The following is a 26,069-nucleotide window of genomic DNA, read 5'->3' on the forward strand; positions in this document are numbered from 1 at the left end:
CTGAGCAGTGAGTTAACCATCATGGAGAGCCAGAAATGCCCAGCCCACTGCGCCCGGAGCAACGCCGGTTTCCGCTGCATGTGCACATCAGCGTCATGTTCACCCTCCTGTTGCTGCTCACCGGGGTCGTGCTGGGGCTGTTCAATTATCACCAGACGACGCAAATCATCCTCTCGAGCAGCGAAAAGCTGTTCGAGCGGATCGAGCAGGACGTGCGCCTGGACATGTCTTCCACCTATCAGCCGATCCGCCACCTGCTGAGTTTGCTGGCGGATGACCCCGCCACTCAGGCCGCGCGCCTTGAACAACGCTTGCCCTTGCTCCGACCGTTCAGCCAGTCGCTCAGCGACAATCCCAATCTGGCGTCGCTATATCTGGGTTATGCCAATGGCGATTTCTTCATGGTGCGTCCGCTGCGCAGCGCCGCCATCAAGACATTGCTCAAGGCCCCTGAAGCGGCGGCGTATCAGGTCTGGAGCATCGAACGTGACCCGCAGGGCACGGTGCACTCGCAATCGCTGTTTTTCGATCAGGCACTGACGCCGATCAGCCGTCAGGACAACCCCGACGACAGCTACGATCCGCGAAGCCGCGCGTGGTTCAACCATGCTCGCCAGCAAAACCAGCAGATCACCACCGAGCCCTACGTGTTTTTCTCCACGCGCAATGTCGGCACAACGTTGGCCCGCCGCAGCGGCGAGAATGCCGTGATCGGCGCTGACCTGACGCTGGTCGCGCTGTCGGCTGCGCTGAGCAAACATGTTGTCACACCCTCCACCGAGATTGCCCTGTTCGATGCCGACGGCAACGCCGTGGCCTATCCCGCCAGCGAACGCCTGATCGTCGACAGTAGCGGCGCGCATCTGGCCAAAGCGGCGGACCTGAGTCCGGGCTTGCATGCGCTGTTGTCCGGCGCAGCCACGGGCAATCGCCTGGAAGCCGATGGCCGCCAGTGGATCGTCGCCCGCAGCAGCATTCAGGAGGGCGGCCCGAAAGGTTTGCAGTTGGCGCTGCTGGTGCCGGAAGACGAGCTATTGATCGATGCCTACCGTTTACGCTGGCAAGGCGCGCTGATCACCCTCGCGACCCTGCTCTTGTGCCTGCCGCTGGGCTGGGTGATTTCGCGGATATTGGTCAAGCCCCTGCATGCGCTGGTCAAGGAAGCGGACGCGATCCGCAGTTTCGATTTCAACTTTCCTCTGGCACGTCGCTCGCCAGTGCTTGAAGTCGACCAGTTGAGTGTGTCGATGGCGCGGATGAAGGACACCCTGGCAAGTTTCTTCCGGATCACCGACACCCTTGGCGCCGAAACCCGCTTCGCCCCGCTGCTGCAACGGGTGCTGTTTGAAACGGTGCAGATTGCCCAGGCGCAGGCAGGGCTGATCTATCTGCGTGAAAGTGACAGCAGCCGCATGGAGCCTTACGGATTGGTGATCGATGGTACGTCTCAGGCCTTGGAAGCGTTCGACATTCAGGGCCACGACCTGCAACAGAACAAAGGGCCGGCGTGGTTTGAACAGTTGGTCGGCGCCAACAACGTGGTGAGCAACTTCGGCGTCGATCAGGCCGGAGATCTGCAGAAGGTTCTGCTGGCGATGCAATCACCACGCATCCATCTGATCGGCATCCGCCTGCACAATCGCCACGACGAAACCATCGGGCTGCTGATTCTGCTGGTGAGCGACAGCGGCACGGCAGCCGATCTGGAGAAACTGCGCCCTGATCGCATCGCCTTCCTGCAGGCAGTCTCCGGCGCGGCGGCAGTGAGCATCGAGAGCCAGCGCCTGCAAGCCCGGCAGAAGCAACTGCTCGATGCGTTCATTCAATTACTCGCCGGCGCCATCGACGCCAAAAGCCCTTACACCGGCGGGCATTGTCAGCGTGTGCCAGAGCTGACGCTAATGCTCGCCCAGGCCGCAGCGGCCAGTCAGGCGCCCGCCTTCCGCGCCTACCAGCCGAACGAGGATGAATGGGAAGCCTTGCACATTGCCGCGTGGCTGCACGATTGCGGCAAGGTCACGACGCCGGAATACGTGGTCGACAAAGCCACCAAACTGGAAACCATCAACGACCGGATTCATGAAATCCGCACCCGTTTCGAAGTGCTCAAGCGTGATGCCTGGATCAGTTACTGGCAGGCGCGGGCCTTGGGCGGCGACGAGGGCGCACTGGCCGAGTTGCGCGACGCCACGCTGACAGCGCTGGACGACGACTTTGCGTTTGTCGCCCGCTGCAATCTGGGCAGTGAAGCAATGGCCGAAGCAGATCTGCAACGCCTCGATCATCTGGCCCGGCGCACCTGGCTGCGCACCCTTGATGATCGACTGGGTGTGTCATGGGAAGAAAATCGGCGTCAGTCGCGCACACCGGCGCCGGATTTACCGGTCAGTGAAAAGCTTCTGGCAGACAAGCCCGAGCATTTGCTCGAACGGGACCCGAACGAGTTGATCCCCGAAGACAATCCGTGGGGCTTCAAGCTGGATGTACCGCACTACAAATACAATCGCGGCGAGCTGTACAACCTGAGTATCAGTCGCGGCACGCTGACCCGCGAAGAGCGCTATGTGATCAATCATCACATGGTGCAGACGATCATGATGCTCAGCCATCTGCCCTTCCCCGGCCACCTCGACAGCATTGCCGAAATCGCCGGCGGTCATCATGAAAAAATGGACGGCACCGGTTACCCGAAACGCCTGAAGCGTGAAGACATGAGTCTGCCGGCACGGATGATGGCGATTGCCGATATCTTCGAGGCGCTGACCGCAGCCGACCGCCCGTACAAGAAAGCCAAAACCTTGAATGAAGCGTTGACCATCATGGCGACCATGTGCCGCGAAGCGCACATCGATGCCCAGTTGTTTGGCTTGTTCATCAATGAGGGCGTGTACATGCAGTACGCCGTGCGCTTTCTCGATCCCGCGCAGATCGACAGCGTCGATCCGGCCAGCCTGCTTCATAAGGCTGGCCTAACCGTATGATCAGCAGTCGGTCAGACGCAGGAAAATCGCTGCCAGTTGCTCGATACCGGCCTGATCCTGCGCACCGAAACGCGCCAGTTTCGGGCTGTCGAGGTCGAGTACACCGATCAGACGACCCTCCTTGACCAGCGGCACGACCAGCTCACTGTTCGAAGCGCTGTCGCAGGCGATATGCCCCGGGAACGCGTGGACGTCTTCAACGCGCTGGGTTTGCAGAGTCGCTGCCGCCGCGCCACACACGCCACGGCCGAACGGAATGCGCACGCAGGCGATCTGCCCCTGGAACGGACCGAGCACCAGTTCTTCGTTGCGATTGAGGTAAAAACCCGCCCAGTTCAAGTCATCGAGCTGGTTGAACAGGAACGCCGAAAACTGCGCGGCGTTGGCGATGAAATCGCGTTCGTCCGCCAGCAGCGATTCCAGTTGTGCGGCCAACATGCCATAGCCTTCGAGGCCCTGGCCGCTTTGTTGCAAATCAATCATGCCTTGTGCTCCAACAATTTCAGTCCCACCCAGTAACGGGCGAATTGGTACGCGCAACGTCCGTTGCGATTGCCGCGGCCGGTGGCCCAACGCACGGCAAGGATGTCCAGTTCTTCGTCGCGCTGCCAGCTCAGGCCGGCCTTGGCAGCCAACTGGCCGATCCAGTGTTCGACGACATTGAGGAAGTGTTCTTGGGTAAACGGGTAGAACGACAGCCACAGACCGAAACGGTCCGACAGCGCGATCTTGTCTTCGACGGCTTCGCTGGGATGCAATTCGCCGTCGACGCGTTTCCAGTTTTCGTTGTCGCTTTCCTTCTCCGGCACCAGGTGGCGACGGTTGGAAGTGGCGTACAGCAAGACGTTGTCCGGGGCCTGCTCAAGCGAGCCGTCGAGCACGCTTTTGAGCACGCGATAATCGCCCTCACCGGACTCGAACGACAAGTCATCGCAAAACAGCACGAAACGTTGTGGCAGTTTGCCGATCTGCTCGACCACGCGTGGCAGATCCGCCAGGTGGTCACGCTCGATCTCGATCAGGCGCAGACCAGCGCCGGCGTGTTCCGCCAGCAAGGCGCGGACCAGCGACGACTTGCCGGTACCGCGCGAGCCCCACAGCAACGCATGGTTGGCCGGCATGCCATCGAGAAACTGCTGAGTGTTGCGCCCCAGTTGTTCGAGCTGACGGTCGACACCGATCAGGTCGGACAGGCGCATGTCGAGGCTGACTTCCAGCGGCATCAGATAGCCACTGCGCCCGTCGCGTTGCCAGCGCGCCGCCAGACAAGTGCCCCAGTCGATCACCGGTCGTGGTGCCGGCAACAACGGTTCGATACGCGCCAGAACCGACTCGGCGCGTTCAAGAAAAGCATTCAATCGGGAATCCACGTCTTCTCCTCGGGCACGTTCACAGTGATGATGGCGATTGCTGCGACGACGCACAGATAAAAATCACCCTACCAAGCCTTGTTACAAGGCGATTCGGGAACCTCGGTATCCATACATGATCGACTATGCTTGAGCAGCGAAGGGAAACGGAAGTGGTTCAACACCCCATGGATATCAAATTCACCCACCGGCTGTCTTACAAGCAAGCCAGGCTTACTGTGCTGGTCGGGTTCATTCTGGGCACGCTGCTCAGCCTGCTGCAAATCGGCATCGATTATGCCAGTGAAGACGCCTCCATCAACCGTGAAATCCTGTCTTTGCTGGAAATCAGCCATAACCCGGCCTCACGGATCGCCTACAACATCGACGCCGAACTGGCGCAGGAACTGACCCTGGGCCTGTTGCGCTCACCGGCGATCATTTCGGCGCAACTGATCGACAACAACAATACGGTGCTGGCCAGCGTCAAACGCCCGGAACTGCAAAGCGGCTATCGCGTGATCAGCGACTTCCTGTTTGGCGCCAAGCGTCAGTTCGAGGATCGTCTGTATCTGGATCATCTGCCCAACGAATCGCTGGGCATCTTGAGCCTTGAAGTCGACACCTATGCCTTCGGTAGCCGCTTCCTGCGCCGCGCCGAGGTGACCCTGCTCAATGGCTTCGCCCGCAGCCTGATTCTCACCGGCATCCTGTTGGCGCTGTTCTATGTGATGTTGACCAAACCACTGGTGCGGGTCATCCGCGAACTCAGCGGGCGCGACCCGCGCAGCGCCGAGCCGACCACGCTGGAGTGCCCGTCCGGCCACGGCAACGATGAAATCGGCGTGCTGGTCAAAGTCGCCAATCAGCAATTCGAGAACATTGCCACCGAGATCCAGCAGCGGCGCAACGCCGAAAACCGCCTGACCGACTACCTCGGGCAACTGGAAAACATCGTCTCGGCGCGCACCGCCGAACTCAAGGCAATCAACGCGCGGCTCAGCCAGTCCAATCAGGAACTCGAAGTCGCCCGCAGCACCGCCCTGGAAATGGCTGAAGCACGCTCGGCGTTCCTCGCCAACATGAGCCATGAGATCCGCACTCCGCTCAACGGCCTGTTGGGGATGATCGCGCTGTCCCTCGACGGCCCGTTGAATGCTGAACAGCAGCAACAGCTGTCGATCGCCCACGATTCGGGCAAGGTGCTGGTCGAATTGCTCAACGATATTCTCGACCTGTCGAAGTTCGATGCCGGGCAACTGGAGCTCGAGCACATCCCGTTCGATCTTGGCTCGTTGATCGAAGACACCGCCAACCTGCTGTCGCAGAATGCCGCGCCGAGCGTCGAACTGACCTGCCTGATCGACCCGCACTTCCCGGCACTGGTACTGGGCGATCCGACCCGGGTGCGGCAGATCGTCAGCAACCTGCTGTCCAACGCCCTGAAATTCACCCGCTTCGGTCGGGTGGATGTGCGCTTGTCAACCTGCAAGGATGGCGTGCGCATCGAGGTCTGCGATACGGGCATCGGTATCGCCCAGGACGCGCAGCTGAAAATCTTTCAGCCGTTCACTCAAGCGGGCGCTGGCATCACCCGCCAGTACGGCGGCACCGGGCTGGGGCTGGCGTTGACCTACAACCTCTGCGAAGCGATGCAGGGGCGCCTGACCATCAGCTCCGAGACCGGTTTCGGCAGTCAGTTCTGTGCCGAGTTGCCATTGCCGTGTCATACCCGCGCGCTGGTCCCGGCCCCTCTGCACGGGAAAGTGCTCGCCATCACCGCGGCCAGCAGTGGTTTGGCGGAACTGCTGCAAAGCCTGCTGCCGGTGTGGGGCCTTGCGTATGAGCAGCGCACCATCGATGACTCACTGCTGGGCCTGACGTCGGACGTGGTGATCACCGATTGTCCGGAGTGCCTGTTCGGCTTGCGCCCGACGCTCGCTGCGCCGATTCTGCTGGTGACCGCCTACGGCAGTTTCCTGCCGAGCGAAGAAGCCGCCGCACTCGCGCCTTTGCAACAACAGGCACGACCGCTGGCGCGTAACGCGCTCTACCAGAACCTGCGGCGCACGCTGCAACCGGACGTGGTCGCCATCAATGACGCGCAACTTGAAACAGCGCCCTCGGTGCGGCGCGGACGGGTGTTGCTGGTCGAGGACAACCCGGTCAATCAACTGGTGGCCAAAGGCATGCTCGGCAAACTGGGCTGCGAGGTCATCGTCGCCGCCCACGGTGCCGAAGCGCTGGATCAGTTGGAGTATCACGAATTCGATCTGGTGCTGATGGACTGCAACATGCCCGTGATGGACGGCTACGAAGCCAGCCGGCAGATTCGCCAGAGCGGGCGCTGGCCGCACCTGCCTATCGTCGCCCTGACCGCCAACGCGATGTCCGAGGAACGTGAGCGCTGCCGTGCAGCCGGCATGAGCGACTATCTGGCCAAGCCGTTCCGCCGTGAAGAACTGGCGGCACTGCTCGATCAGTGGATTCCGACTACGACAGCGCTTTGATCTGCCCCAGCAAGTGATCGAGGCCGTTACGCAACTCATTGAGTCGGTCCAGATCCACCCCGCTGTCGCACAGCAGTCGGGCCTTGAGTGGCCCGACCTGCTCGCGCAAGGCTTGCCCTGCGGGCGTCAGGCTCAGATGGACTTCCCGCTCGTCGCGCGTCGAACGCTGGCGCTGCACCCATTGCAACTGCTCCAGGCGCTTGAGCAACGGCGTCAGCGTGCCCGAATCCAGTGCCAGACGCTCGCCCAATGCCTTGACGGTCGGTTGCTCCGGCGCGGCGTCCTGCCATTCCCACAACACCAGCATCGCCAGATACTGCGGGTAGGTCAGACCGAGCTGATCGAGCATCGGCTTGTAGGCACGAATCACCGCCCGGGAGGCGGCGTACAGCTTGAAGCACAACTGGTTGTCGAGCTTCAGCGAATCGACCGGCAGGCCGTTCATTTGAGCAGGGCTTCGATCTCGCGGCTCAGGTCCTGCGGCTTGGTCGCCGGGGCGAAGCGTTTGACCAACTGGCCGTCCTTGCCGATGAGGAACTTGGTGAAGTTCCACTTGATGCCTTGCGAACCGAGTACGCCCGGGGCGCGTTTCTTCAACTGCACGAACAATGGATGCGCGCCGGCGCCGTTGACTTCGATCTTCTTGAACAGCGGAAAGCTGACGCCGAAGTTCAGCTCGCAGAATTCGCTGATGGCACCCTCGTTGCCCGGCTCCTGCTTGCCGAACTGATTGCAGGGGAAGCCCAAGACCACCAGGCCCTGATCCTTGTAGGTCTGCCACAGTTCTTCGAGGCCTTTGTATTGCGGGGTAAAACCGCACTTGCTGGCGGTGTTGACCACCAGAACCGCTTTGCCGGCGAAATCGGCCAGGGTCTTTTGCTCACCTTTGATCGTGGTGCACGGAATGTTCAGCAGGTTGTCGCTCATGGCATGGGGCTCCGCAGACAGTCGGGAAAGACCAAACATAGCGAGCAATTAAATTGCGTGCAATTTAATTATCGAATAACAAGGCGACCCAAAGGTCGCCTTCGATCGTTTATGCGCGCGGTTCGAGGTTCAGGCACACCGAATTGATGCAATAACGCAAACCAGTCGGCGGCGGGCCGTCCGGGAACACATGGCCCAGATGCGCATCGCAGCGCGCGCACTTCACTTCCGTGCGAATCATGCCGTGAGTGGTATCACGGATTTCGGTCATGGCGCTTTCGCCGATCGGCGCGTAGAAGCTCGGCCAGCCGCAGCCGGAATCGAATTTGGTCTTGGAGTCGAACAGCGCTTCGTTGCAGCAAACACAGTGGTAGACACCGTCGGTCTTGGTGTCGTTGTATTTGCCGGAGAACGGGCGTTCGGTCGCACTCAGACGACAAACGTTGTATTGCTCGGGGTCGAGCATCGCCTGCCATTCTTCCAGGGTTTTTTCCAACTTTTCCATCATCACACCTCAGCGGCTGAAAAAGCCCGATCTGTACCTTTTCCACGGATCGGGCGGCACGTATGATTGCGCCTCGTCACGCACCAGTCTGGCAGCCAGACCGGGCGCATTCAAACGGATTATGGGAGCCACGGCTCAAGACGTCCGCCTGTGTGAAAACACAGGAATCCCAGCACGGTTGTCCATTCGCCGCCTGGATCGTTCATTTTCGGGATCACATCGCCATGCAGTTCAGCAAATCGAACAAGCTCGCCAACGTCTGCTACGACATTCGCGGCCCGGTGCTCAAGCACGCCAAACGACTGGAAGAGGAAGGCCAGCGCATCCTCAAGCTGAACATCGGCAACCCGGCGCCGTTTGGTTTCGAAGCGCCGGATGAAATCCTCCAGGATGTGATCCGCAACCTGCCGACCGCGCAAGGCTACAGCGACTCCAAAGGCCTGTTCAGCGCGCGCAAAGCGGTGATGCAGTACTACCAGCAAAAGAATGTCGAAGGTGTCGGCATCGAAGACATCTACCTGGGCAACGGCGTGTCCGAGCTGATCGTGATGTCGCTGCAGGCGCTGCTCAACAACGGCGACGAAGTGCTGGTGCCAGCCCCGGACTATCCGCTGTGGACTGCCGCCGTCAGCCTCGCCGGCGGTAACGCCGTGCATTACCTGTGCGACGAAGGCGCCGAGTGGTTCCCGGATCTGGCCGACATCAAGGCCAAGATCACCCCGAACACCAAAGCCATGGTGATCATCAACCCGAACAACCCGACCGGCGCGGTGTATTCGAAGGAAGTGTTGCTGGGCATGCTGGAAATTGCTCGCGCGCACAACCTGGTGGTGTTCTCCGACGAAATCTACGACAAGATTCTGTATGACGATGCCGTGCACATCTGCACCGCGTCGCTGGCGCCAGACCTGTTGTGCCTGACCTTCAACGGTCTGTCGAAGTCCTACCGCGTGGCCGGTTTCCGTTCCGGCTGGATCGCTATCTCCGGGCCGAAACACAACGCCCAGAGCTACATCGAAGGCATCGACATGCTGGCCAACATGCGTCTGTGCGCCAACGTGCCGAGCCAGCATGCGATCCAGACCGCTCTGGGCGGCTATCAGAGCATCAATGATCTGGTGCTGCCGCAGGGTCGCCTGCTCGAACAGCGCAACCGCACCTGGGAATTGCTCAACGACATTCCAGGGGTCAGCTGCGTCAAGCCGATGGGCGCGCTGTACGCGTTCCCGAAAATCGATCCGAAGGTCTGCCCGATCCATAACGACGAGAAATTCGTCCTCGACCTGCTGCTCTCCGAGAAGCTGCTGGTGGTGCAAGGCACGGCGTTCAACTGGCCGTGGCCGGATCACTTCCGCGTGGTCACCCTGCCCCGCGTCGACGACCTGGAAATGGCCATCGGCCGCATCGGCAACTTCCTCAAGTCGTACCGCCAGTAACTGGCCAGCAGTGCGCAACGGCCAAACGTTGCGCACTGTCTGATTCAGCAACACTTCTGCGTTCCGCCTCTGCGCACGCCTTCTACACTTGCGATTCGTACCCTTTACCTGCGTCCAGCGTAATGGCGACGGGTCGCGGCTGGTCGTCATCCCTATCGTTATCCGTTGTGGGAAATGTGCCGAGCACTGAAGAATCCGCTGTAGGACACAGTTTGAAATAGTCACTCAGTTGAATAGCCCGGTGCGGCACCTTATATACCCCGCAGTACGCTACATCTTTAGCTTGAGGAGATTTCTACAACCATGATGCGCATCCTGCTGTTTTTGGCCACTAACCTGGCGGTCGTGCTGATAGCCAGCATCACCCTGAGCCTGTTTGGCTTCAACGGGTTCATGGCGGCCAACGGGGTTGATCTCGACCTTAGTCAGCTGCTGGTTTTCTGTGCAGTCTTTGGTTTCGCCGGCTCGCTGTTCTCGCTGTTCATCTCCAAGTGGATGGCGAAGATGAGCACCGGTACCCAGATCATCAGCCAGCCACGTACCCGGCATGAGCAATGGCTGCTGCAAACTGTCGAGCAACTGTCCCGCGAAGCCGGGATCAAGATGCCCGAAGTCGGTATTTTCCCAGCCTACGAGGCAAACGCCTTCGCCACCGGCTGGAACAAGAACGACGCGCTGGTCGCGGTCAGCCAGGGCTTGCTCGAGCGTTTTTCGCCCGATGAAGTGAAAGCTGTACTGGCCCACGAAATCGGTCACGTCGCCAACGGCGACATGGTCACCCTGGCGCTGATCCAGGGCGTGGTGAACACTTTCGTGATGTTCTTTGCGCGGATCATCGGCAACTTCGTCGACAAAGTGATCTTCAAGAACGAAGAAGGCCAGGGCATCGCCTACTACGTGGCGACCATCTTCGCCGAACTGGTGCTGGGTATTCTGGCCAGTGCGATCGTCATGTGGTTCTCGCGCAAGCGCGAATTCCGTGCCGACGAAGCCGGCGCACGTCTGGCCGGCACCAGCGCGATGATCGGCGCACTGCAACGTCTGCGCGCCGAACAGGGTCTGCCGGTGCACATGCCGGACACCCTGAACGCCTTTGGCATCAACGGTGGCATCAAACAGGGCTTTGCCCGCATGTTCATGAGCCACCCGCCGCTGGAAGAGCGTATCGACGCGCTGCGTCGTCGCGGTTGATCAGACCGGTAACAATGAAAAGGCCCGCAGTGATGCGGGCCTTTTTTGTTGCCATGATTAGTTGGCGGTTGCTGATGGCCCTATCGCTGGCAAGCCAGCTCCCACAGTGGGCTGTGGCGTTTTGAAGATCGAGAGAGCACGATTGAACCCTGTGGGAGCTGGCTTGCCAGCGATGAGGCCAGTACTACCTCTAAAGAGCTATAGGCCAGAAACGCGGTAAACCCGCTCCTCAAGCCGCGTCACACCCGCCTGCAGGAACTTCCCGCTCTCCCCCAGCACATCCTGCTCTTCCAGCACCTGCACCTGCCAGGCACCACTCAGCAACCGCTGCACCTCATCATCCCCCACCGCAAACGGCGGCCCCGGCATCTGCGCCTGGTCGTAGTCCAGAGTGATCAACAACCCTTGCACAGCCAGCGGCAGAATCTGCTGAAGATGCGCCGCATAACGCTCACGCATCGGCGCCGGCAAGGCAATCAGCGCGGCGCGGTCGTACAACGCGGTGCAATCGGCCACATCCGCGGCGGTCAGCGCGAAGAAGTCGCCGCACCACAGCTCGATGGTTTCACCGCGATAGACCTTGAACGCGCCCTTCTGGCTGATCCGCGGCTGTATCTGATGCTCATTGAAAAAGTCCTCGATAGCCTTTTCCGATAGTTCGATCCCGAGCACCTGATGACCGCGACCCGCCAGCCACGCCAGATCCAGACTTTTCCCACACAAAGGCACGAACACTCGCGCCGCTGCCGGTGCCACCCAGTGCCGCGGCAAATACGGATTCACCTCGGGCAGGTGAAAACCGATCTGGCCCGAAGCCCACTTCTTGTGCCAAAACTCAGGCTGCATGCATCACTCCAAATAATTCGATCAAAAAGCGTTAAAACTTATATTAGATTTAGATCAATGATCTGAATGAAGATGAGGCCATCTTAACGCTCAGGAACCCATCATGTTTCCCAGCCTGTTTATTTCCCATGGTTCGCCCATGCTGGCGCTGGAACCCGGCGCCAGTGGCCCGGCGCTGGCGCGTCTGGCCGCCGAATTACCCAAACCCAAAGCCATCGTGATCGTCTCCGCCCATTGGGAGAGCCACGAACTGCTGGTCAGCAGCCATGCACAACCGGAAACCTGGCACGACTTCGGCGGCTTCCCTCGTGCACTGTTTGAAGTGCAATACCCGGCGCCGGGCAATCCGCAACTGGCTGCGGAGATCGCCGCACTGTTGACTGCCAACGATCTGCCCGCACGCCTCGATCCACAACGGCCATTCGATCACGGTGTCTGGGTACCGTTGTCGCTAATGTACCCGCTGGCGGATATTCCAGTGGTGCAGGTCTCCCTGCCAACCCGTGCTGGCCCGGCGCTGCAAACCCGGGTTGGCCGGGCGCTGGCAAGCCTGCGTGATCAAGGCATTTTGCTCATTGGCTCCGGCAGCATCACGCACAATCTGCATGAACTGGACTGGCATGCCGGCCCGGAAAGTGTCGAGCCGTGGGCGCGGGATTTTCGTGACTGGGTGATCGAGAAATTGGCGGCCGACGATGAGGCGGCGCTGCATGATTATCGCCAGCAGGCGCCGCATGCGGTGCGCAGCCATCCGAGCGATGAGCATTTGTTGCCGTTGTATTTTGCCCGGGGCGCGGGGGGTGAGTTCAGCGTGGCGCATAAAGGCTTCACGATGGGTGCGCTGGGCATGGATATCTATCGCTTCGGCTGACGTCATCGCTGGCAAGCCAGCTCCCACAGGGTTTTGTGAGAACCCAAAAATCAGGCAAAAAAAATCCCCGAACCAGTCGGGGATTTTTTATGCTCGATCAATCAGCCCAAGGGCGGATCAATCTTCGCGATAGCGACGCAGCTTCAACTGCTTGCCAGCAACGCGAGTGTCCTTCAGTTTGGTCAGGAGTTTGTCCAGACCATCTTCCGGCAGCTCGACGAGGCTGAAGCTGTCACGCACCTGGATGCGGCCGATCGCTTCACGGGCCAGACCGCCTTCGTTGAGGATGGCGCCCAGCAGGTTTTTCGCAGCGATACCGTCACGCGCGCCCAGCGCGGTACGGCAACGAGCACGGCCTTCGCCCAAAGGCATTGGCGCGCGACGCTCGCGGTCACCACGATCAGGACGATCACCGGTGCGCTCAGGACGGTCGCCGCGCGGTGCGTTGTTCGGCACCAGTGGACGTTCCTTCTCGATCGCCGCCAGGTTCAGCGCTTGACCGTTGGTGGCTTTGCGCAGCAGCGCAGCAGCCAGAGCACGCGGAGTGCAGCCGATGTCTGCAGTCAGACGATCGAGCAGCTCACCGTGAGTCGATTCAGCATCAGCCACCAGCGGCGACAGGCTGTTGGTCAGTTTCTTGATGCGCGCATCGAGAACGGCTTGAGCGTCCGGCAGGCGTACTTCGGCAACTTTCTGACCGGTTACACGCTCGATCACTTGCAGCATGCGGCGCTCACGTGGAGTCACCAGCAGCAGTGCACGACCTTCGCGACCGGCACGGCCAGTACGGCCGATACGGTGAACGTAGGATTCCGGATCGTACGGCATGTCAACGTTGAACACGTGAGTGATGCGCGGAACGTCCAGACCACGAGCAGCTACGTCGGTCGCGACAACGATGTCCAGACGGCCATCTTTCAGCGAGTCGATGACGCGCTCACGCTGGTTCTGGGCGATGTCACCGTTCAGCGCCGCGGCTTTGTAGCCTTTGGCGTCGAGGGCGCTGGCCAGATCCAGGGTCGCTTGCTTGGTACGCACGAACATGATCAGAGCGTCGAAATCTTCCACTTCCAGCAAGCTGAGAACGGCCGAAGTCTTCTGGTCAGCGTGAACCAACAGGTGAGCCTGTTCGATCGCGGTAACGGTCTGGGTCTTGGTCTGGATCTTAACGTGTTGCGGATCGCGCAGGTGGCGTTCGGCAATGGCGCGGATCGACTGCGGCAGGGTAGCCGAGAACAAAACGGTCTGACGGGTCGCTGGCAGAGCCTTGAAGATGACTTCCAGGTCATCCATGAAGCCCAGTTTCAACATTTCGTCAGCTTCGTCGAGAACCAGGTGGTTCACGGTCGACAGAACTTTTTCGTCGCGACGCAGGTGGTCGCACAGACGGCCCGGAGTGGCGACAACGATCTGTGCGCCATTACGGATTGCTTTCAGTTGTGGGCCCATCGGCGCGCCGCCGTAAACGGCCACAACGGTAACGCCCGGCATTTGCTTGGCGTAGGTTTCAAAAGCGGTTGCTACTTGCAGCGCCAACTCACGAGTTGGCGCCAGGATCAGGGCTTGCGGTTCGCGCTTGGCAGGATCGATGCGGTGCAGAATAGGCAGTGCGAACGCGGCGGTTTTACCGGTACCGGTTTGCGCCTGACCAATCATGTCCTGGCCGGCCATGATGATCGGGATCGATTGCTGCTGAATCGCCGAAGGCTCTTCGTAGCCAGTCGCTGCGACGGCTGCAAGAATATTCGGGTTAAGATTAAAAGCGGCGAATCCGCCGGTTTCCTGGGTCATGGGTCTGCCTCTAAGTGCATCCGCAAAGACCCATGCTCCAAAGCTGCGCATGCCGTGTTGAGACTCAAGAGTCGCCCTGGCAGCTTTGTCGGCGGGGATTTGCGAAAACGAATGAATGAAAAAAAGAATCGTCCGGGAAGAGCCCGCAATGCGGACGTGCAGCCGAAGCTGACTTCGGGAAATGCGCTACCTAAACGCGGCCCGGTTAAAGGCCGGCGCGCACTATACCGGATTTTGCCCAAAAAGGGAGCTTTTTTTATCGCCTGAATGCGTGTGTCACCGCTGTGTAATGGGGTTTTGCGGATAATCGCCCCAAGGTCTATTTTTCAAAGGCCCGGCCCTGTGGGCGATGACGCTTAAACGATTCACTGATGTGCGGCATACCGTCGCTGCACCCGCCCTTCCCGCCCGAGGATTTCGCCATGAATCAGCCCTGCCCCGGCCGCGTCAGCCGTGAACGTCGTGGCCACGTCCATCTGATTGGCCTGGATCGAGCGGCCAAGCGCAATGCTTTCGACCTCGCCCTGCTCAATGACCTGAGCCTGGCCTACGGCGAGTTCGAGGCCGACAGCGAAGCGCGGGTGGCGGTGGTGTTCGGGCATGGCGAGCACTTTACCGCTGGCCTGGATCTGGTCAACGCCAGTTCCGCCCTCGCCCAGGGCTGGCAGGTTCCGACCGGCGGTTGCGATCCGTGGGGCGTTTTCGTCGGGCCACGGGTGAGCAAACCAGTGATTGTCGCCGCGCAGGGTTACTGCCTGACCATCGGCATCGAGCTGATGCTGGCAGCCGATATAAACCTGTGTGCGAGCAATACCCGCTTCGCGCAGATGGAAGTGCAGCGTGGGATCTTTCCTTTTGGTGGTGCGACTTTACGTTTTCAGCAGATCGCCGGTTGGGGCAACGCGATGCGCTGGCTGCTGACCGGCGATGAGTTTGATGCGCACGAGGCGTTGCACCTGGGGCTGGTGCAGGAAGTCATGGCCAGCGAAGACCTGTTGCCGCGGGCGATTGAATTGGCTGAGCGGATTGCCCGGCAGGCGCCGCTGGGGGTGCAGGCGACGTTGATGTCGGCGCGCCAGGCGCGATATGAAGGTGAGACGGCGGCGGCGCAAGGGTTGCCGGCGTTAGTGAAGAAGTTGTTGGCCAGTGAAGATGCCAAGGAAGGTGTGCGGTCGCTGGTGGAACGGCGGCCTGGCATATTCAAGGGGATCTGAGAATTATGGCGCCTGTCAGGGCGTCATCGCTGGCAAGCCAGCTCCCACAGTGACCGCGTCGTTCACACATTTTGCGTACGGCGCGAATCCTGTGGGAGCTGGCTTGCCAGCGATGGGGCCTGCACTGACGAATCAGGTGGCCGGGCGAATACTGTTGATCAACGACTGCAACGAATACCCCAACTTCGGCGCCAGCGCCTCCGCCCGGGCAGTCAACGCCTGCATGTCCAGCTCCTGATCGAGGTCCGCCGGCACAATCAGAATCACGTTGCCCTCCTTCACCGGCAGCTCCCAGTAATGCCGGTGATAGAGCCCGCGCAACAACGCCGCGCCCAACGGCTTGCCGTCATCGGTGGCCCACTGATTGATCACCAGCCAGCCACCCGGATTCAAGCGTTTCTGACAGTCGCCAAGAAAACTCCAGGCCAGATGCCCGACGCCCGGCCCGACATCGGTATACAGATCGACGAAAATCAGATCCGCCGGCTCAGCGCTCGGCAGCAACTCCAGCGCGTCGCCGACGCGAATGTACAGGCGTGGATCATCGTCCAGGCCAAGGTATTCGATGGCCAGGCGCGGCACATCCGGACGCAGTTCAATGGCTTCGACATCTTCCAGCGGCAGAAACTTGAGACAAGCCTGAGTCAGCGTCCCGGCGCCCAGTCCGAGAAACAGCGCGCTCTCCGGCTGCTCATGGCACAACGCGCCGATCAGCATTGCGCGGGTGTAATCGTATTCGAGCCAGCTCGGGTCGGCGGTGAACACGCAGCTCTGCTCGATCGCATCGCCGAACTCGAGAAAGCGGTAATCGGCCACTTCCAGCACGCGAATCACGCCGAACTCATCCTGTACTTCGGCGAGCAGATGCTCGACGCGCTCCTCAGTCATTTCGTCTCCTGATGGTCACCGGGCGCGGTGACGCGATGGCACCGCTGTGGCGCCGTGGCAAAGCGGCGATTGTCGGTGATGGGGCAGCAGCAGGTCACGCACTAATTGCTGCTAACATGGCCTTCCGTGCGTAGACCCCTAGAGACCGTGATGAGCCAACCGTGGAGCCCTGACAGCTGGCGCGCCCTGCCGATCCAGCAACAACCTCAATACCCCGACGCCGCGCACCTGCGCCAGGTCGAGCAAACCCTGGCCAGTTATCCGCCACTGGTGTTTGCCGGCGAAGCGCGCGAACTGCGCCGTCAGTTTGCCGAAGTCACTCAGGGCCGGGCCTTCCTGCTGCAGGGCGGCGATTGTGCGGAAAGCTTCGCCGAATTCTCCGCAGCGAAAATTCGCGACACCTTTAAAGTGTTGCTGCAAATGGCGATCGTCATGACCTTTGCCGCCGGTTGCCCGGTGGTCAAGGTCGGGCGCATGGCTGGCCAGTTCGCCAAGCCGCGCTCGGCCAACGACGAAACAATCGATGGCGTGACCCTGCCGGCTTATCGCGGCGACATCGTCAACGGCATCGGTTTCGACGAGAAAAGTCGCGTACCGGATCCGGAGCGTCTACTGCAGTCCTATCACCAGTCCACCGCCACGCTGAACCTGCTGCGCGCGTTCGCTCAGGGCGGCTTTGCCGACCTGCATCAGGTGCACAAGTGGAACCTCGACTTCATCGCCAACTCGGCGCTGGCCGAGAAGTACAGCCACCTCGCCGACCGCATCGATGAAACCCTGGCGTTCATGCGCGCCTGTGGCATGGACAGCTCGCCGCAACTGCGCGAAACCAGTTTCTTCACCGCCCACGAAGCGTTGCTGCTGAACTACGAAGAAGCCTTCGTACGCCGCGACAGCCTGACCAACGATTACTACGATTGCTCGGCGCACATGCTGTGGATCGGCGACCGCACCCGTCAGCTTGACGGCGCTCACGTCGAATTCCTGCGTGGCGTGAACAACCCGATCGGCGTGAAGGTCGGCCCGAGCATGGATCCCGACGATCTGATCCGCCTGATCGATGTGCTCAACCCGGACAACGATCCGGGGCGCCTGAACCTGATTGCGCGGATGGGCGCGAACAAGGTCGGCGATCATCTGCCAGCGCTGATCCGCGCGGTGCAGCGTGAAGGCAAGCAAGTGCTGTGGAGTTCCGACCCGATGCACGGCAACACCATCAAGGCCAGCAGCGGCTACAAGACCCGCGACTTTGCACAGATCCTTGGCGAGGTGAAGCAGTTCTTCCAGGTGCACGAAGCGGAAGGCAGTTATGCCGGCGGCATTCATATTGAAATGACCGGGCAGAATGTCACCGAGTGCATTGGTGGTGCGCGGCCGATTACTGAAGACGGATTGTCGGATCGCTATCACACCCACTGTGATCCACGGATGAATGCTGATCAGTCGCTGGAGTTGGCGTTCCTGATTGCCGAAACCCTGAAACAGGTTCGCCGCTAAGGTTCGACCTCTTTAGCGCCTTGGCTGGCCTCATCGCTGGCAAGCCAGGCTCCCACAGTGATCGCGTCGATCACAAAATACAGGTACGACGCGGACACTGTGGGAGTCTGGCTTGCCAGCGATGGCGTCAGGTCAGTCGCCCCCAATCTGCGCCAATGCCACCCGCAACCGCGCTGCACTCTCGCGCTGACAATTCAACTGCACCCGCGCCAGCCCCAGCCAATCCGCCATCCGCTGCAAATTCACCGCCAGCGCCAGCATCCCCTGCTCATCCAGCCCCGGCTCTTCCTCGTGTACCGCATGCACTGCCAACTGCCCGGCCGCCCGTTCCGCACGCAGATCAACCCGCGCGGCAATCCGCTCGTTGTGCAAAAACGGCAACACGTAATAGCCGTAAACCCGCTTGTCCTGCGGTGTGTAAATCTCCAGCCGATAGCGAAAATCGAACAAACGCTCAGTGCGGCTGCGCTCCCAGATCAATGAATCGAAGGGCGACAACAGCGCACTGGCCGCCACCTTGCGTGGGACTTTCGGCTCCGGCAGGCAATAGGCTATTTGCCGCCAACCGGCGACTTCGCACATTTGCAGTTGCCCTGCTTCAACCAGTTCGGCCAGACGCGGACGCGCATCCGCCGGGTTCAGGCGAAAGTAATCACGCAGGTCTTTTTCAGTGCCGACGCCCAGTGCCTGCACCGCGTGCAGCAGCAACCCACGCTGCGCCTCAGCCTCGTCAGGTAACGCTTGCTGAAGGATCGAAGAGGGAATCACCCGCTCAGGCAGATCATACAAACGCTCAAATCCGCGACGCCCCGCCACCGTCACTTCACCGGCGGCGAACAACCACTCCAGCGCATGCTTTTCCGCGCTCCAGTCCCACCACGGTCCGGCCTTGTCTTCACGGGTCGACAGACTGCCGGCCCCGAGTGCGCCCTGCTCTTCCACCGAATTCAAGACCCGACGAACCACGTCCTGCTGCTCGCGACCGAATTTGGCCAGTTGCTGATAAATATCCTCGCCCCGCCTGGCCCGCTGCATCCGCCAGCACAATAACGGATACATCGACAGCGGCAGCAGCGACGCTTCATGGCCCCAGTATTCGAACAACGTGCGACGTCGGCCCGAACTCCAGGCGGCCTGGTCGAGCAAATCGGAAGAATAGGAACCGAGACGGGAAAACAGCGGCAGGTAGTGCGAACGCACTACGGCGTTGACGGAATCGATTTGCAACAAGCCCAGCCGTTCGATCAGCCGGTTGAGGTGCGGCGCCATGACAGTCGGCGGCTGGCGCCCGTTGAAGCCTTGGGCCGCCAGCGCCAGTCGTCGCGCCTGTTTGAGGGAAAAGGATACTGTTGCGGGCATGAGCATCTCCTTGTCTGCTCGCAACCTACCTCACTGGAAGTGGGTTTGTGTAGCGCTCTGCTCATCATTTATGCAGCGGTCATTTATGCATCGGGTCATCCCAGAACGGCCGCACGGCTTCGTGTTCAACGTCGGCACGACTGACCCCGATATCCTTCAACGCTTCGTCGCTCAGACTGGCAAGCAACTCGCGTTCACGGTGCAATTCGTACCAGCGGCTAAACTTGTGCAACAGGTCGGAAACGATATGGCCGTGGCCGGAAAATTTTGCGTCGTCTACATACTCTCTTTGACCTTTCATCGTGTTGCCTCCTTTGTGGATGGCTCAAGTCTCGCGCCGGCGCTAAGATCAATCCAACGAATGTTTCTGATGGCATGCATCACGGAGATTCATCAATTGTCGGCCTACCCCAGTATCGATACCGATGTCCTGCGCACCTTCGTCGCCATCGCTGATCAGGGCGGTTTCACCCGCGCCGGCGAAATGGTCAACCGCACGCAGTCGGCGGTGAGCATGCAGATGAAGCGCCTGGAAGAAGACGTCTTGCAGCGGCAGTTGTTCGAGCGCGACGGCCGCCAGGTGCGCCTGACCGCTGAAGGCCAGGTGCTGCTCGGTTACGCGCGGCGCATCCTCAAGTTGCACAGCGAAGTGTTCAACACGCTGCGCGAGCCGCACATGGTCGGCACCGTGCGCATCGGCACGCCGGATGATTACGTGATGCGGTTTCTGCCGGGGATCCTGTCGCGGTTTGCACAGTTCTATCCGCTGATCCAGATCGAAGTGCATTGCGAGTCGACCAAACAACTGTTGCAGCGCACTGACCTGGACTTGTCGATCGTCACCCGCGAGCCGGGCAACGAAATCGGCCAGTTGCTGCGCAAAGAACGGTTTGTCTGGGCCGAGGCGCAGAATTTCAGCGCCCACGAACAAACGCCACTGCCCTTGGCGATGTTCAACAGTGATTGTTTCTGCCGCTTGTGGGCGTGTAATGCGCTGGATGCGATGGGCCGCGAATACCGCATCGCTTACAACAGCACCAGCCTCTCGGCGCTGATGGCGGTGGTGAGCGCCGGTCTGGCGATTACCGCGCAACTGGAGAGTTTGATAACCCCGGACATGCGCATTCTTGGCGCCTCCGAGGATCTGCCGCTGTTGCCCGAAGCCAGCATCATGCTGATCCGCAACCTGAACAATCCGTCGCCGATCACCGAGTGCCTGGCCGAGCACATCGTCGAGGGCTTTAAACTTTAAACGCGAGCATCACCGCACACAGCACCAGAAAACCGCAGAACAGCCCGCGCAGGAGTTTTTCCGGCATGGCGTGGGCAACTTTCACTCCCCAACTGATACTCGCCAGACCACCGATGGCCAGCGGCAGGCCGATCATCCAGTCCACTTCGTGATGCACCGCGTAGGTGACCAGGGTCACGCCGGTGCTTGGCAACGCCAGCGCCAGCGACAGGCCTTGGGCGACGACCTGCGTGGTGCCGAACAGGCTGGTCAGCACTGGCGTAGCCACCACCGCCCCACCGACACCGAATAAACCGCCCATGGTCCCGGACGCCGCGCCAAGCACGCCAAGCCACGGCCAGGAATAACGCATTTCGGAAGTCGCAGCAGGTTGCTTGCCGAACATCTTCAACAGGTTGTACGCCGAGAGCACCACAAGAAAAGCCACAAAGCCGATGCGCATGGTTTGCGCATCAATGCCCACTGCCCAGATCGAACCGATCCAGGCAAAGCAGAAACCCATCACCGCCAAGGGCAGCGCATGCCGCAGTTCGATGCGATTGCGCTGGTGATACCGCCACAGCGCCAGCATCACGTTCGGTACGACCATGACCAGCGCCGTACCTTGGGCGATCTGTTGATCAAGGCCAAACCACACGCCGAGCAACGGAATGGCAATCAAACCACCGCCGATGCCGAAGATGCCGCCAAGTGTGCCAAGGGCAGCGCCAAACAACAGGTACAACAAAAACTCCATCACAGCTGAATTCCTCTTACGTCAGGCGATTCATCCTACGCAGTCGTGGCTGGCGGGGAAACGCACAGCAACGCACAATGGCTGTGCCGATTTCGCACAAGCGTGAGTTCTTATGAACCCCAATCAACTGACTGAACAATTAGGGCTGTTTCTTGATGTGTTGGAGAGTGGCAGTTTTTCCGCCGCCTCGCGCCGACATCCGCTGACACCTTCGGCCGTCGCGCGACGGATCGATAGCCTGGAAAGCGCCGTCGGCAGCCAGTTATTTGTTCGCAGCACCCATGCAGTTCGCGCGACGCCCGCCGGCCTGGCGTTTGCTGAACGCGCCCGGCGGATTGTCGCCGAGTTGCAACTGGCCCGCGCCGAAGCCGTGTCGCTCAGCAGTGCGCCGGAAGGACTTATTCGCATTGATGCACCCGCCGCGTTCGGACGCCGGCATCTGGCGCCGGTGATTGCCGACTTTCTCGTTCTGTATCCGGGCCTGGATGTGCAGTTGCACTTGATCGACAGTTTCGTCGACATGGGCGGCTCAAACCTGGGCAAGGTTGATCTGGTGCTGCGCGCCGGACAAATGGCTGATACACGACTGGTGGCCACGCCATTGGCGAGCATGGTGCGTATTGCCTGCGCCAGTCCGGACTATCTCAAACGCCGGGGCGTGCCCGGCAGTCCGGCGCAACTCGGTGAGCATGATGGTCTGGATTGGGAAGGCCTGGCCCCGCCCTTCGCCTGGCGGTTCGAGCACGACGGCCAGATGCACTTGCACCGCCCGGCGCGCATCCGCATGAGCGCCAACAATGCCGAGGCGCTGGTGTGTGGCGCTTTGGCGGGGTTAGGGGTTGCGCACTTGCCGACCTGGCTGGCGAGCGAATATCTGCTGCGCGGAGAACTGGTACCGCTGTTCTGCGAAAACGGCCTGCCAAGCCCGGAATCAACCGGCATCTACGCACTGCGCATGGAGCAACAAACCCACTCGCGCAGCCGTTTGCTCCTCGAATACCTGAAGACCCGATTCAGTCCCGTGCCGCCGTGGGATCTGGCACTGCAACGGGATCTGGGACGCCATTAGATCCGGAGAATTATCTGGCGCATTAAAGATTCGAGCGCTAGATTCATGACCATCACCGAACAAGGCTTTGACATGACTTCCGAACGCGACACCTGCGACGACCTGCTGCTGGATAACCAGGCCTGCTTCGCCCTGCATTCCACTTCACTGATGATGACCAAGGTCTACAAGCCTTTGCTGCAAGCCTTGAACCTGACCTATCCGCAGTACCTGGCGATGATGGTGTTGTGGGAGAAGGACGGTTTGACCGTCGGAGAAATCAGCTCGCGGTTGCTGACGGATCCTGGCTCGCTGACTCCGCTGCTCAAACGCCTGGAAGGCGAAGGTTTGCTCAGCCGTACGCGCAGTCGTGAGGATGAGCGGGTGGTGATTGTTGAACTGACCGAACAAGGCCAAGCGCTGAAAGAAAAAGCCCAGACCGTTCCGCAATGCATCCTCGGCGCCAGCGGCTTCACCCTGGAACGCCTGCAACACCTGCAAGCGGAGTTGCAGGCGCTGCGTAGCCATCTACAGAACAGCCTGATCTAAAGCCAATACTGTCCCCCTGTGGGAGCGAGCCTGCTCGCGAATGCGGTCTGTCAGCCGACTGATTTGTTGCATGAGAGATCCTATTCGCGAGCAGGCTCGCTCCCACATTGATTTCATCGCCAGCAAAATATTTTCCAACACCTGCCTCCCGCGCAATCCGCTCTGAATCAAGCCTTACAGCCCGCCTCCAATAACCGTCTTTTCGTCGAAACGCAGATTTCTCAAAAATTTATCTTGCGCACTAAATATTCACGCGATACATTCACCTCGCACTTACTTAGCGCGCAAACAATTAGCGCACACAAACACAACCAATGAGGCTCACACCATGCAAACTCTCTACACCGCAATCGCAACCTCCACTGGCGGCCGTGATGGTCGTGCGATCTCCAGCGACAACATCCTCGACGTCAAACTCGCCACCCCGAAAGAACTCGGCGGTGCTGGCGGCGCGGCGACCAACCCTGAGCAACTGTTCGCTGCCGGCTACTCGGCCTGCTTCATCGGCGCTCTGAAATTCGTCGCCAGCCAGACCAAACGCAAAATCCCTGACGACGCCTCGATCACCGCCCACGTCGGTATCGGCCAGATCCCTGGCGGCTTCGGTCTGGACATCGATCTGCACATCAGCCTGCCCGGTCTGGAACAAGCCGACGCGCAATCGCTGGTCGATGCGGCCCACCAGGTCTGCCCGTACTCCAACGCCACCCGTGGCAATGTCGATGTACGTCTGCACGTCACCGTCTGAAACCAGACACAAATCGCAGGCACAAAAAAGCCCGACTCAATGGTCGGGCTTTTTCTTTCCGCAAAAACCGATGCTTATTTAGCACGGCCTTTGTAGGAACCGCCTTCGCGGGTGTCGATTTCGATCTTGTCACCGATTTCGATGAAGTCAGCAACCTGCAGCTCAGTACCGTTAGCCAGCTTGGCTGGCTTCATGACTTTGCCGGAAGTGTCGCCGCGAGCCGAACCTTCGGTGTAGTCAACTACGCGCACGATGGTGGTCGGCAGCTCTACGGAAACCAGACGCTCTTCGAAGAAGATCGCTTCGCAAACATCGGTCATGCCTTCTTCAACGAAAGGCAGAACAGCTTCGATGTCTTCAGCGTTCAGCTCGTACATGGTGTAGTCGGTGGTGTCCATGAACGTGTAGGTGTCGCCGCTGATGAAGGACAGGGTCGCTTCTTTGCGGTCGAGGATTACGTCGTCCAGTTTGTCGTCAGCGCTGTAAACGATCTCGGTCTTGTAACCGGTCAGCAGGTTTTTCAGCTTGGTCTTCATGATCGCGCTGTTACGGCCCGATTTGGTGAATTCAGCTTTCTGAACCAGCCAAGGATCGTTTTCGAGACGGATCACGGTACCGGGTTTCAGTTCTTTACCAGTTTTCATTGCGAATATCCGAATTTGGATGGGATTTACAAAAATCTAGGCCGCGTATCATATCCAATTTAGGTAAAACTGTACCAGCGCTGCGGCAAGATCGGCCTGCAAGCCTTGTTCCAGACACCACGCTTCGGCATTTTTCTGCAGTTCTGGCCAATGATTACGGGCGGCGAGCCAGTGTTCACCGATGGGTTGACCGGCACTCCAGGCGCGCCAGAGACCGTTCATCGCCTCGGCAGCGGCCGGTGACAGGCCTTTTGTGTAGAGCGCGAGGAAAGCGTCGAGCTTGTCCAGATGGATGTCTTCGTCCTGCTGATAGATGTGCCAGAGCATCGGCAGCCCAGCCCATTGCGCACGAACGAACGAGTCTTCACCGCGCACGGCATTGAAATCACAGCACCAGAGCAAGTGGTCATATTGATCCTGACGGACGAACGGCAATACCTGCACGGTCAGCGACTGGCGCACCTGTATCGCGCCGACCGCCAGGGTTTCCACGCCGAGCCAGCGTGCGACATCGCCAAGAATCCGCCCTTCCGGCACCAGCAGATGGGTCGGCGCTGCATCGGCCGCCAGCACATCAAGCCAACTCGCCAGCCCGGCATTCTCGTAGGCAAACAGCGAAATCAGTTGCGCACCCGCTGCACGATCGACCCCCAGACCTTGCAGAAACCGCTGCTGAGCCTCGGCATCCTGCTGAAACTGCCGACGTTGCTCGATCAATCCGCGCTCACGCAACAGCCCGCCAGTCCCCGGCTGAAAGCCTGGAAAGAAGAAGATTTTCTGCACGTTTTTGTATTTGACCGACGGCAACCCGTGACAGCCAATCACCCAGTCTTCAGCGCTGAGATAGTCGAGGTTCATCCACAGCGGCGGCTGTTCACGCCCGGCCATCGCGTCCATGTAATCACTGGGTAATTGACAGGCAAACGCGGCGATCACCACATCCGCCGCATCTGTGTGCACCCACGCGGCCGGCCAGTGCCGCACTTCGACACCTTGCTGCCATTGCTGCGCGGCGTTGATCTCGATCGCCGGGCAAATACGTTCGAATGCGCGCAGATCATCGACCCACAGTCGCACCGTCAAACCGTGTTCGGCCGCCAATTGCCGGGCCAGACGCCAGGTCACGCCAATGTCGCCAAAGTTGTCGACCACTGTGCAGAAAATATCCCAGCGGGTTTTCAATTGCGCCATTCAAGACTCCCGTTGGCAAAAGCAGCGATTGTCCGCATAAATGACCTCGCGCAGAAGAGCCGACGGCGATTAATCTTCGTGCGACAATCGCCACTTGCCCGCAATCATCCGCCAGGAGGCAGCCATGCCCTATCGCCCCAACCCGCACCGCCCGTTGCCTGTTCAGCTTAGCGCGCTGCATTTGACCGGCAGCATTGCCTTGGGTATGTGGCTGGGCTTCCTTGCCATAGCACTGACCTGCTGGCTACTGGCGCATTTCCTGTTCAAAGAACAACTGGCACCGGTTGCTCAGGCGGTGCAGCAATTGGCCCACCCGCCGGCGGTAGTCCAGCCTCAGCCAGATATTCCGCCGCCAAGCCCGCTGTTCGAACAGTACGAAGAAAACCTGCGCAAGAACGAGCAGCAGGCGCGTCTGGATCAGGCGCGTGGCAGCACGCGTAATCTGTCCAATCCAAAATGCCAGTTCTGGTTGCAACAAGATCAGACGGCTCCCAGCGAAAAATCCCGCGCCAACGTTTTGCAATTCTGCGATTGAT

The 26,069-nt window shown here is 60.0% G+C and carries 25 protein-coding genes; 12 read left to right on the top strand and 13 right to left on the bottom strand.

Annotated features, from left to right (window positions below; translation table 11 throughout):
• Positions 1-35: 35 nt before the first annotated feature.
• Positions 36-2,981 (top strand): HD domain-containing phosphohydrolase, encoded by a 2,946-nt coding sequence (locus RMV17_RS20725; protein ID WP_311882183.1) that lies wholly within the window; start codon positions 36-38, stop codon positions 2,979-2,981.
• Here the strand turns inward: RMV17_RS20725 and RMV17_RS20730 are convergent, their stop codons facing one another.
• Positions 2,982-3,464 carry a GAF domain-containing protein gene (locus RMV17_RS20730; RefSeq protein WP_034155226.1) on the bottom strand — a complete coding sequence of 161 codons (483 nt, stop codon included), beginning with the start codon at positions 3,462-3,464 and terminating at the stop codon, positions 2,982-2,984.
• On the bottom strand, positions 3,461-4,351 hold the full coding sequence (locus RMV17_RS20735) for an ATP-binding protein (RefSeq protein ID WP_311882184.1): 891 nt from the start codon (positions 4,349-4,351) through the stop codon (positions 3,461-3,463). Before RMV17_RS20735 ends, RMV17_RS20730 begins: the two co-directional genes overlap by 4 nt.
• Before the next feature lie 167 nt (positions 4,352-4,518).
• Between RMV17_RS20735 and RMV17_RS20740 the strand changes: the two genes are divergently transcribed.
• A complete protein-coding gene (locus RMV17_RS20740; RefSeq protein WP_311882186.1) occupies positions 4,519-6,840 on the top strand; it encodes a response regulator in 2,322 nt (773 codons plus the stop codon).
• Here RMV17_RS20740 and RMV17_RS20745 read toward each other — a convergent pair.
• From RMV17_RS20745 to msrB, 3 genes are all read right to left on the bottom strand, one after another.
• Positions 6,824-7,285, bottom strand: coding sequence for a MarR family transcriptional regulator (locus RMV17_RS20745; protein ID WP_311882189.1), 462 nt, complete (start codon positions 7,283-7,285; stop codon positions 6,824-6,826). The two genes, RMV17_RS20740 and RMV17_RS20745, sit on opposite strands and share 17 nt — an antisense overlap.
• Entirely contained in the window at positions 7,282-7,767 is a 486-nt protein-coding gene (locus tag RMV17_RS20750) for a glutathione peroxidase (RefSeq protein WP_034155230.1), read from the bottom strand. The genes RMV17_RS20745 and RMV17_RS20750 overlap by 4 nt, the downstream gene beginning before the upstream one ends.
• Before the next feature lie 109 nt (positions 7,768-7,876).
• Positions 7,877-8,272, bottom strand: a complete 396-nt coding sequence (msrB, locus tag RMV17_RS20755) for a peptide-methionine (R)-S-oxide reductase MsrB (protein ID WP_311882192.1) — start codon at positions 8,270-8,272, stop codon at positions 7,877-7,879.
• A 224-nt stretch (positions 8,273-8,496) separates the two neighbouring features.
• On the opposite strand from msrB, the gene RMV17_RS20760 reads away from it, so the two are divergent.
• On the top strand, positions 8,497-9,708 hold the full coding sequence (locus tag RMV17_RS20760; RefSeq protein ID WP_311882194.1) for a pyridoxal phosphate-dependent aminotransferase: 1,212 nt from the start codon (positions 8,497-8,499) through the stop codon (positions 9,706-9,708).
• Between the two features lie 303 nt (positions 9,709-10,011).
• Positions 10,012-10,899, top strand: coding sequence for a protease HtpX (gene htpX / locus RMV17_RS20765; protein WP_007908619.1), 888 nt, complete (start codon positions 10,012-10,014; stop codon positions 10,897-10,899).
• Between the two features lie 198 nt (positions 10,900-11,097).
• On the opposite strand, the gene RMV17_RS20770 is transcribed toward htpX, so the two are convergent.
• Positions 11,098-11,745 (bottom strand): thiopurine S-methyltransferase, encoded by a 648-nt coding sequence (locus RMV17_RS20770; RefSeq protein WP_311882197.1) that lies wholly within the window; start codon positions 11,743-11,745, stop codon positions 11,098-11,100.
• Positions 11,746-11,848: 103 nt separating this feature from the next.
• On the opposite strand from RMV17_RS20770, the gene RMV17_RS20775 reads away from it, so the two are divergent.
• Positions 11,849-12,616 (top strand): class III extradiol ring-cleavage dioxygenase, encoded by a 768-nt coding sequence (locus RMV17_RS20775; RefSeq protein ID WP_311882199.1) that lies wholly within the window; start codon positions 11,849-11,851, stop codon positions 12,614-12,616.
• A 117-nt stretch (positions 12,617-12,733) separates the two neighbouring features.
• Here the strand turns inward: RMV17_RS20775 and RMV17_RS20780 are convergent, their stop codons facing one another.
• Complete coding sequence (locus RMV17_RS20780; RefSeq protein WP_008088238.1) at positions 12,734-14,407, bottom strand: DEAD/DEAH box helicase; 1,674 nt, start codon at positions 14,405-14,407, stop codon at positions 12,734-12,736.
• A 422-nt stretch (positions 14,408-14,829) separates the two neighbouring features.
• On the opposite strand from RMV17_RS20780, the gene RMV17_RS20785 reads away from it, so the two are divergent.
• Positions 14,830-15,621: a crotonase/enoyl-CoA hydratase family protein gene (locus RMV17_RS20785; RefSeq protein ID WP_311882202.1), complete on the top strand. Its 792-nt coding sequence runs from the start codon at positions 14,830-14,832 to the stop codon at positions 15,619-15,621.
• A gap of 132 nt (positions 15,622-15,753) precedes the next feature.
• Here the strand turns inward: RMV17_RS20785 and RMV17_RS20790 are convergent, their stop codons facing one another.
• Complete coding sequence (locus RMV17_RS20790) at positions 15,754-16,509, bottom strand: spermidine synthase (protein ID WP_034155235.1); 756 nt, start codon at positions 16,507-16,509, stop codon at positions 15,754-15,756.
• 150 nt (positions 16,510-16,659) lie between these two features.
• Between RMV17_RS20790 and RMV17_RS20795 the strand changes: the two genes are divergently transcribed.
• A complete protein-coding gene (locus RMV17_RS20795) occupies positions 16,660-18,006 on the top strand; it encodes a class II 3-deoxy-7-phosphoheptulonate synthase (RefSeq protein WP_077573929.1) in 1,347 nt (448 codons plus the stop codon).
• A gap of 132 nt (positions 18,007-18,138) precedes the next feature.
• On the opposite strand, the gene RMV17_RS20800 is transcribed toward RMV17_RS20795, so the two are convergent.
• Both RMV17_RS20800 and RMV17_RS20805 read right to left on the bottom strand, forming a co-directional pair.
• Positions 18,139-19,365: a winged helix-turn-helix domain-containing protein gene (locus RMV17_RS20800; protein WP_311882207.1), complete on the bottom strand. Its 1,227-nt coding sequence runs from the start codon at positions 19,363-19,365 to the stop codon at positions 18,139-18,141.
• Between the two features lie 79 nt (positions 19,366-19,444).
• A complete protein-coding gene (locus RMV17_RS20805; RefSeq protein ID WP_123453015.1) occupies positions 19,445-19,666 on the bottom strand; it encodes a DUF1127 domain-containing protein in 222 nt (73 codons plus the stop codon).
• 96 nt (positions 19,667-19,762) lie between these two features.
• On the opposite strand from RMV17_RS20805, the gene RMV17_RS20810 reads away from it, so the two are divergent.
• Positions 19,763-20,617, top strand: coding sequence for a LysR substrate-binding domain-containing protein (locus RMV17_RS20810; RefSeq protein ID WP_178087398.1), 855 nt, complete (start codon positions 19,763-19,765; stop codon positions 20,615-20,617).
• Here RMV17_RS20810 and RMV17_RS20815 read toward each other — a convergent pair.
• A complete protein-coding gene (locus RMV17_RS20815; protein WP_175553567.1) occupies positions 20,607-21,356 on the bottom strand; it encodes a sulfite exporter TauE/SafE family protein in 750 nt (249 codons plus the stop codon). The two genes, RMV17_RS20810 and RMV17_RS20815, sit on opposite strands and share 11 nt — an antisense overlap.
• 109 nt (positions 21,357-21,465) lie before the next feature.
• On the opposite strand from RMV17_RS20815, the gene RMV17_RS20820 reads away from it, so the two are divergent.
• From RMV17_RS20820 to RMV17_RS20830, 3 genes are all read left to right on the top strand, one after another.
• A complete protein-coding gene (locus RMV17_RS20820) occupies positions 21,466-22,422 on the top strand; it encodes a LysR family transcriptional regulator (protein ID WP_311882212.1) in 957 nt (318 codons plus the stop codon).
• 45 nt (positions 22,423-22,467) lie between these two features.
• On the top strand, positions 22,468-22,950 hold the full coding sequence (locus RMV17_RS20825) for a MarR family winged helix-turn-helix transcriptional regulator (RefSeq protein ID WP_409373094.1): 483 nt from the start codon (positions 22,468-22,470) through the stop codon (positions 22,948-22,950).
• Between the two features lie 328 nt (positions 22,951-23,278).
• Positions 23,279-23,698, top strand: coding sequence for an organic hydroperoxide resistance protein (locus RMV17_RS20830; protein ID WP_034155242.1), 420 nt, complete (start codon positions 23,279-23,281; stop codon positions 23,696-23,698).
• Positions 23,699-23,772: 74 nt separating this feature from the next.
• Here RMV17_RS20830 and RMV17_RS20835 read toward each other — a convergent pair whose 3' ends face one another.
• Both RMV17_RS20835 and earP read right to left on the bottom strand, forming a co-directional pair.
• Positions 23,773-24,342, bottom strand: a complete 570-nt coding sequence (locus tag RMV17_RS20835; RefSeq protein ID WP_007908599.1) for an elongation factor P — start codon at positions 24,340-24,342, stop codon at positions 23,773-23,775.
• A gap of 48 nt (positions 24,343-24,390) precedes the next feature.
• Positions 24,391-25,533 carry an elongation factor P maturation arginine rhamnosyltransferase EarP gene (earP, locus tag RMV17_RS20840; RefSeq protein ID WP_311882215.1) on the bottom strand — a complete coding sequence of 381 codons (1,143 nt, stop codon included), beginning with the start codon at positions 25,531-25,533 and terminating at the stop codon, positions 24,391-24,393.
• A gap of 124 nt (positions 25,534-25,657) precedes the next feature.
• Here earP and RMV17_RS20845 point away from each other — a divergent pair, with 124 nt between their 5' ends.
• Entirely contained in the window at positions 25,658-26,068 is a 411-nt protein-coding gene (locus tag RMV17_RS20845; RefSeq protein ID WP_311882217.1) for a hypothetical protein, read from the top strand.
• The last annotated feature ends 1 nt before the right edge of the window (position 26,069 follow it).

The sequence above is a fragment of the Pseudomonas sp. VD-NE ins genome, assembly GCF_031882575.1.
Lineage (GTDB): Bacteria > Pseudomonadota > Gammaproteobacteria > Pseudomonadales > Pseudomonadaceae > Aquipseudomonas > Aquipseudomonas fluorescens_BZ.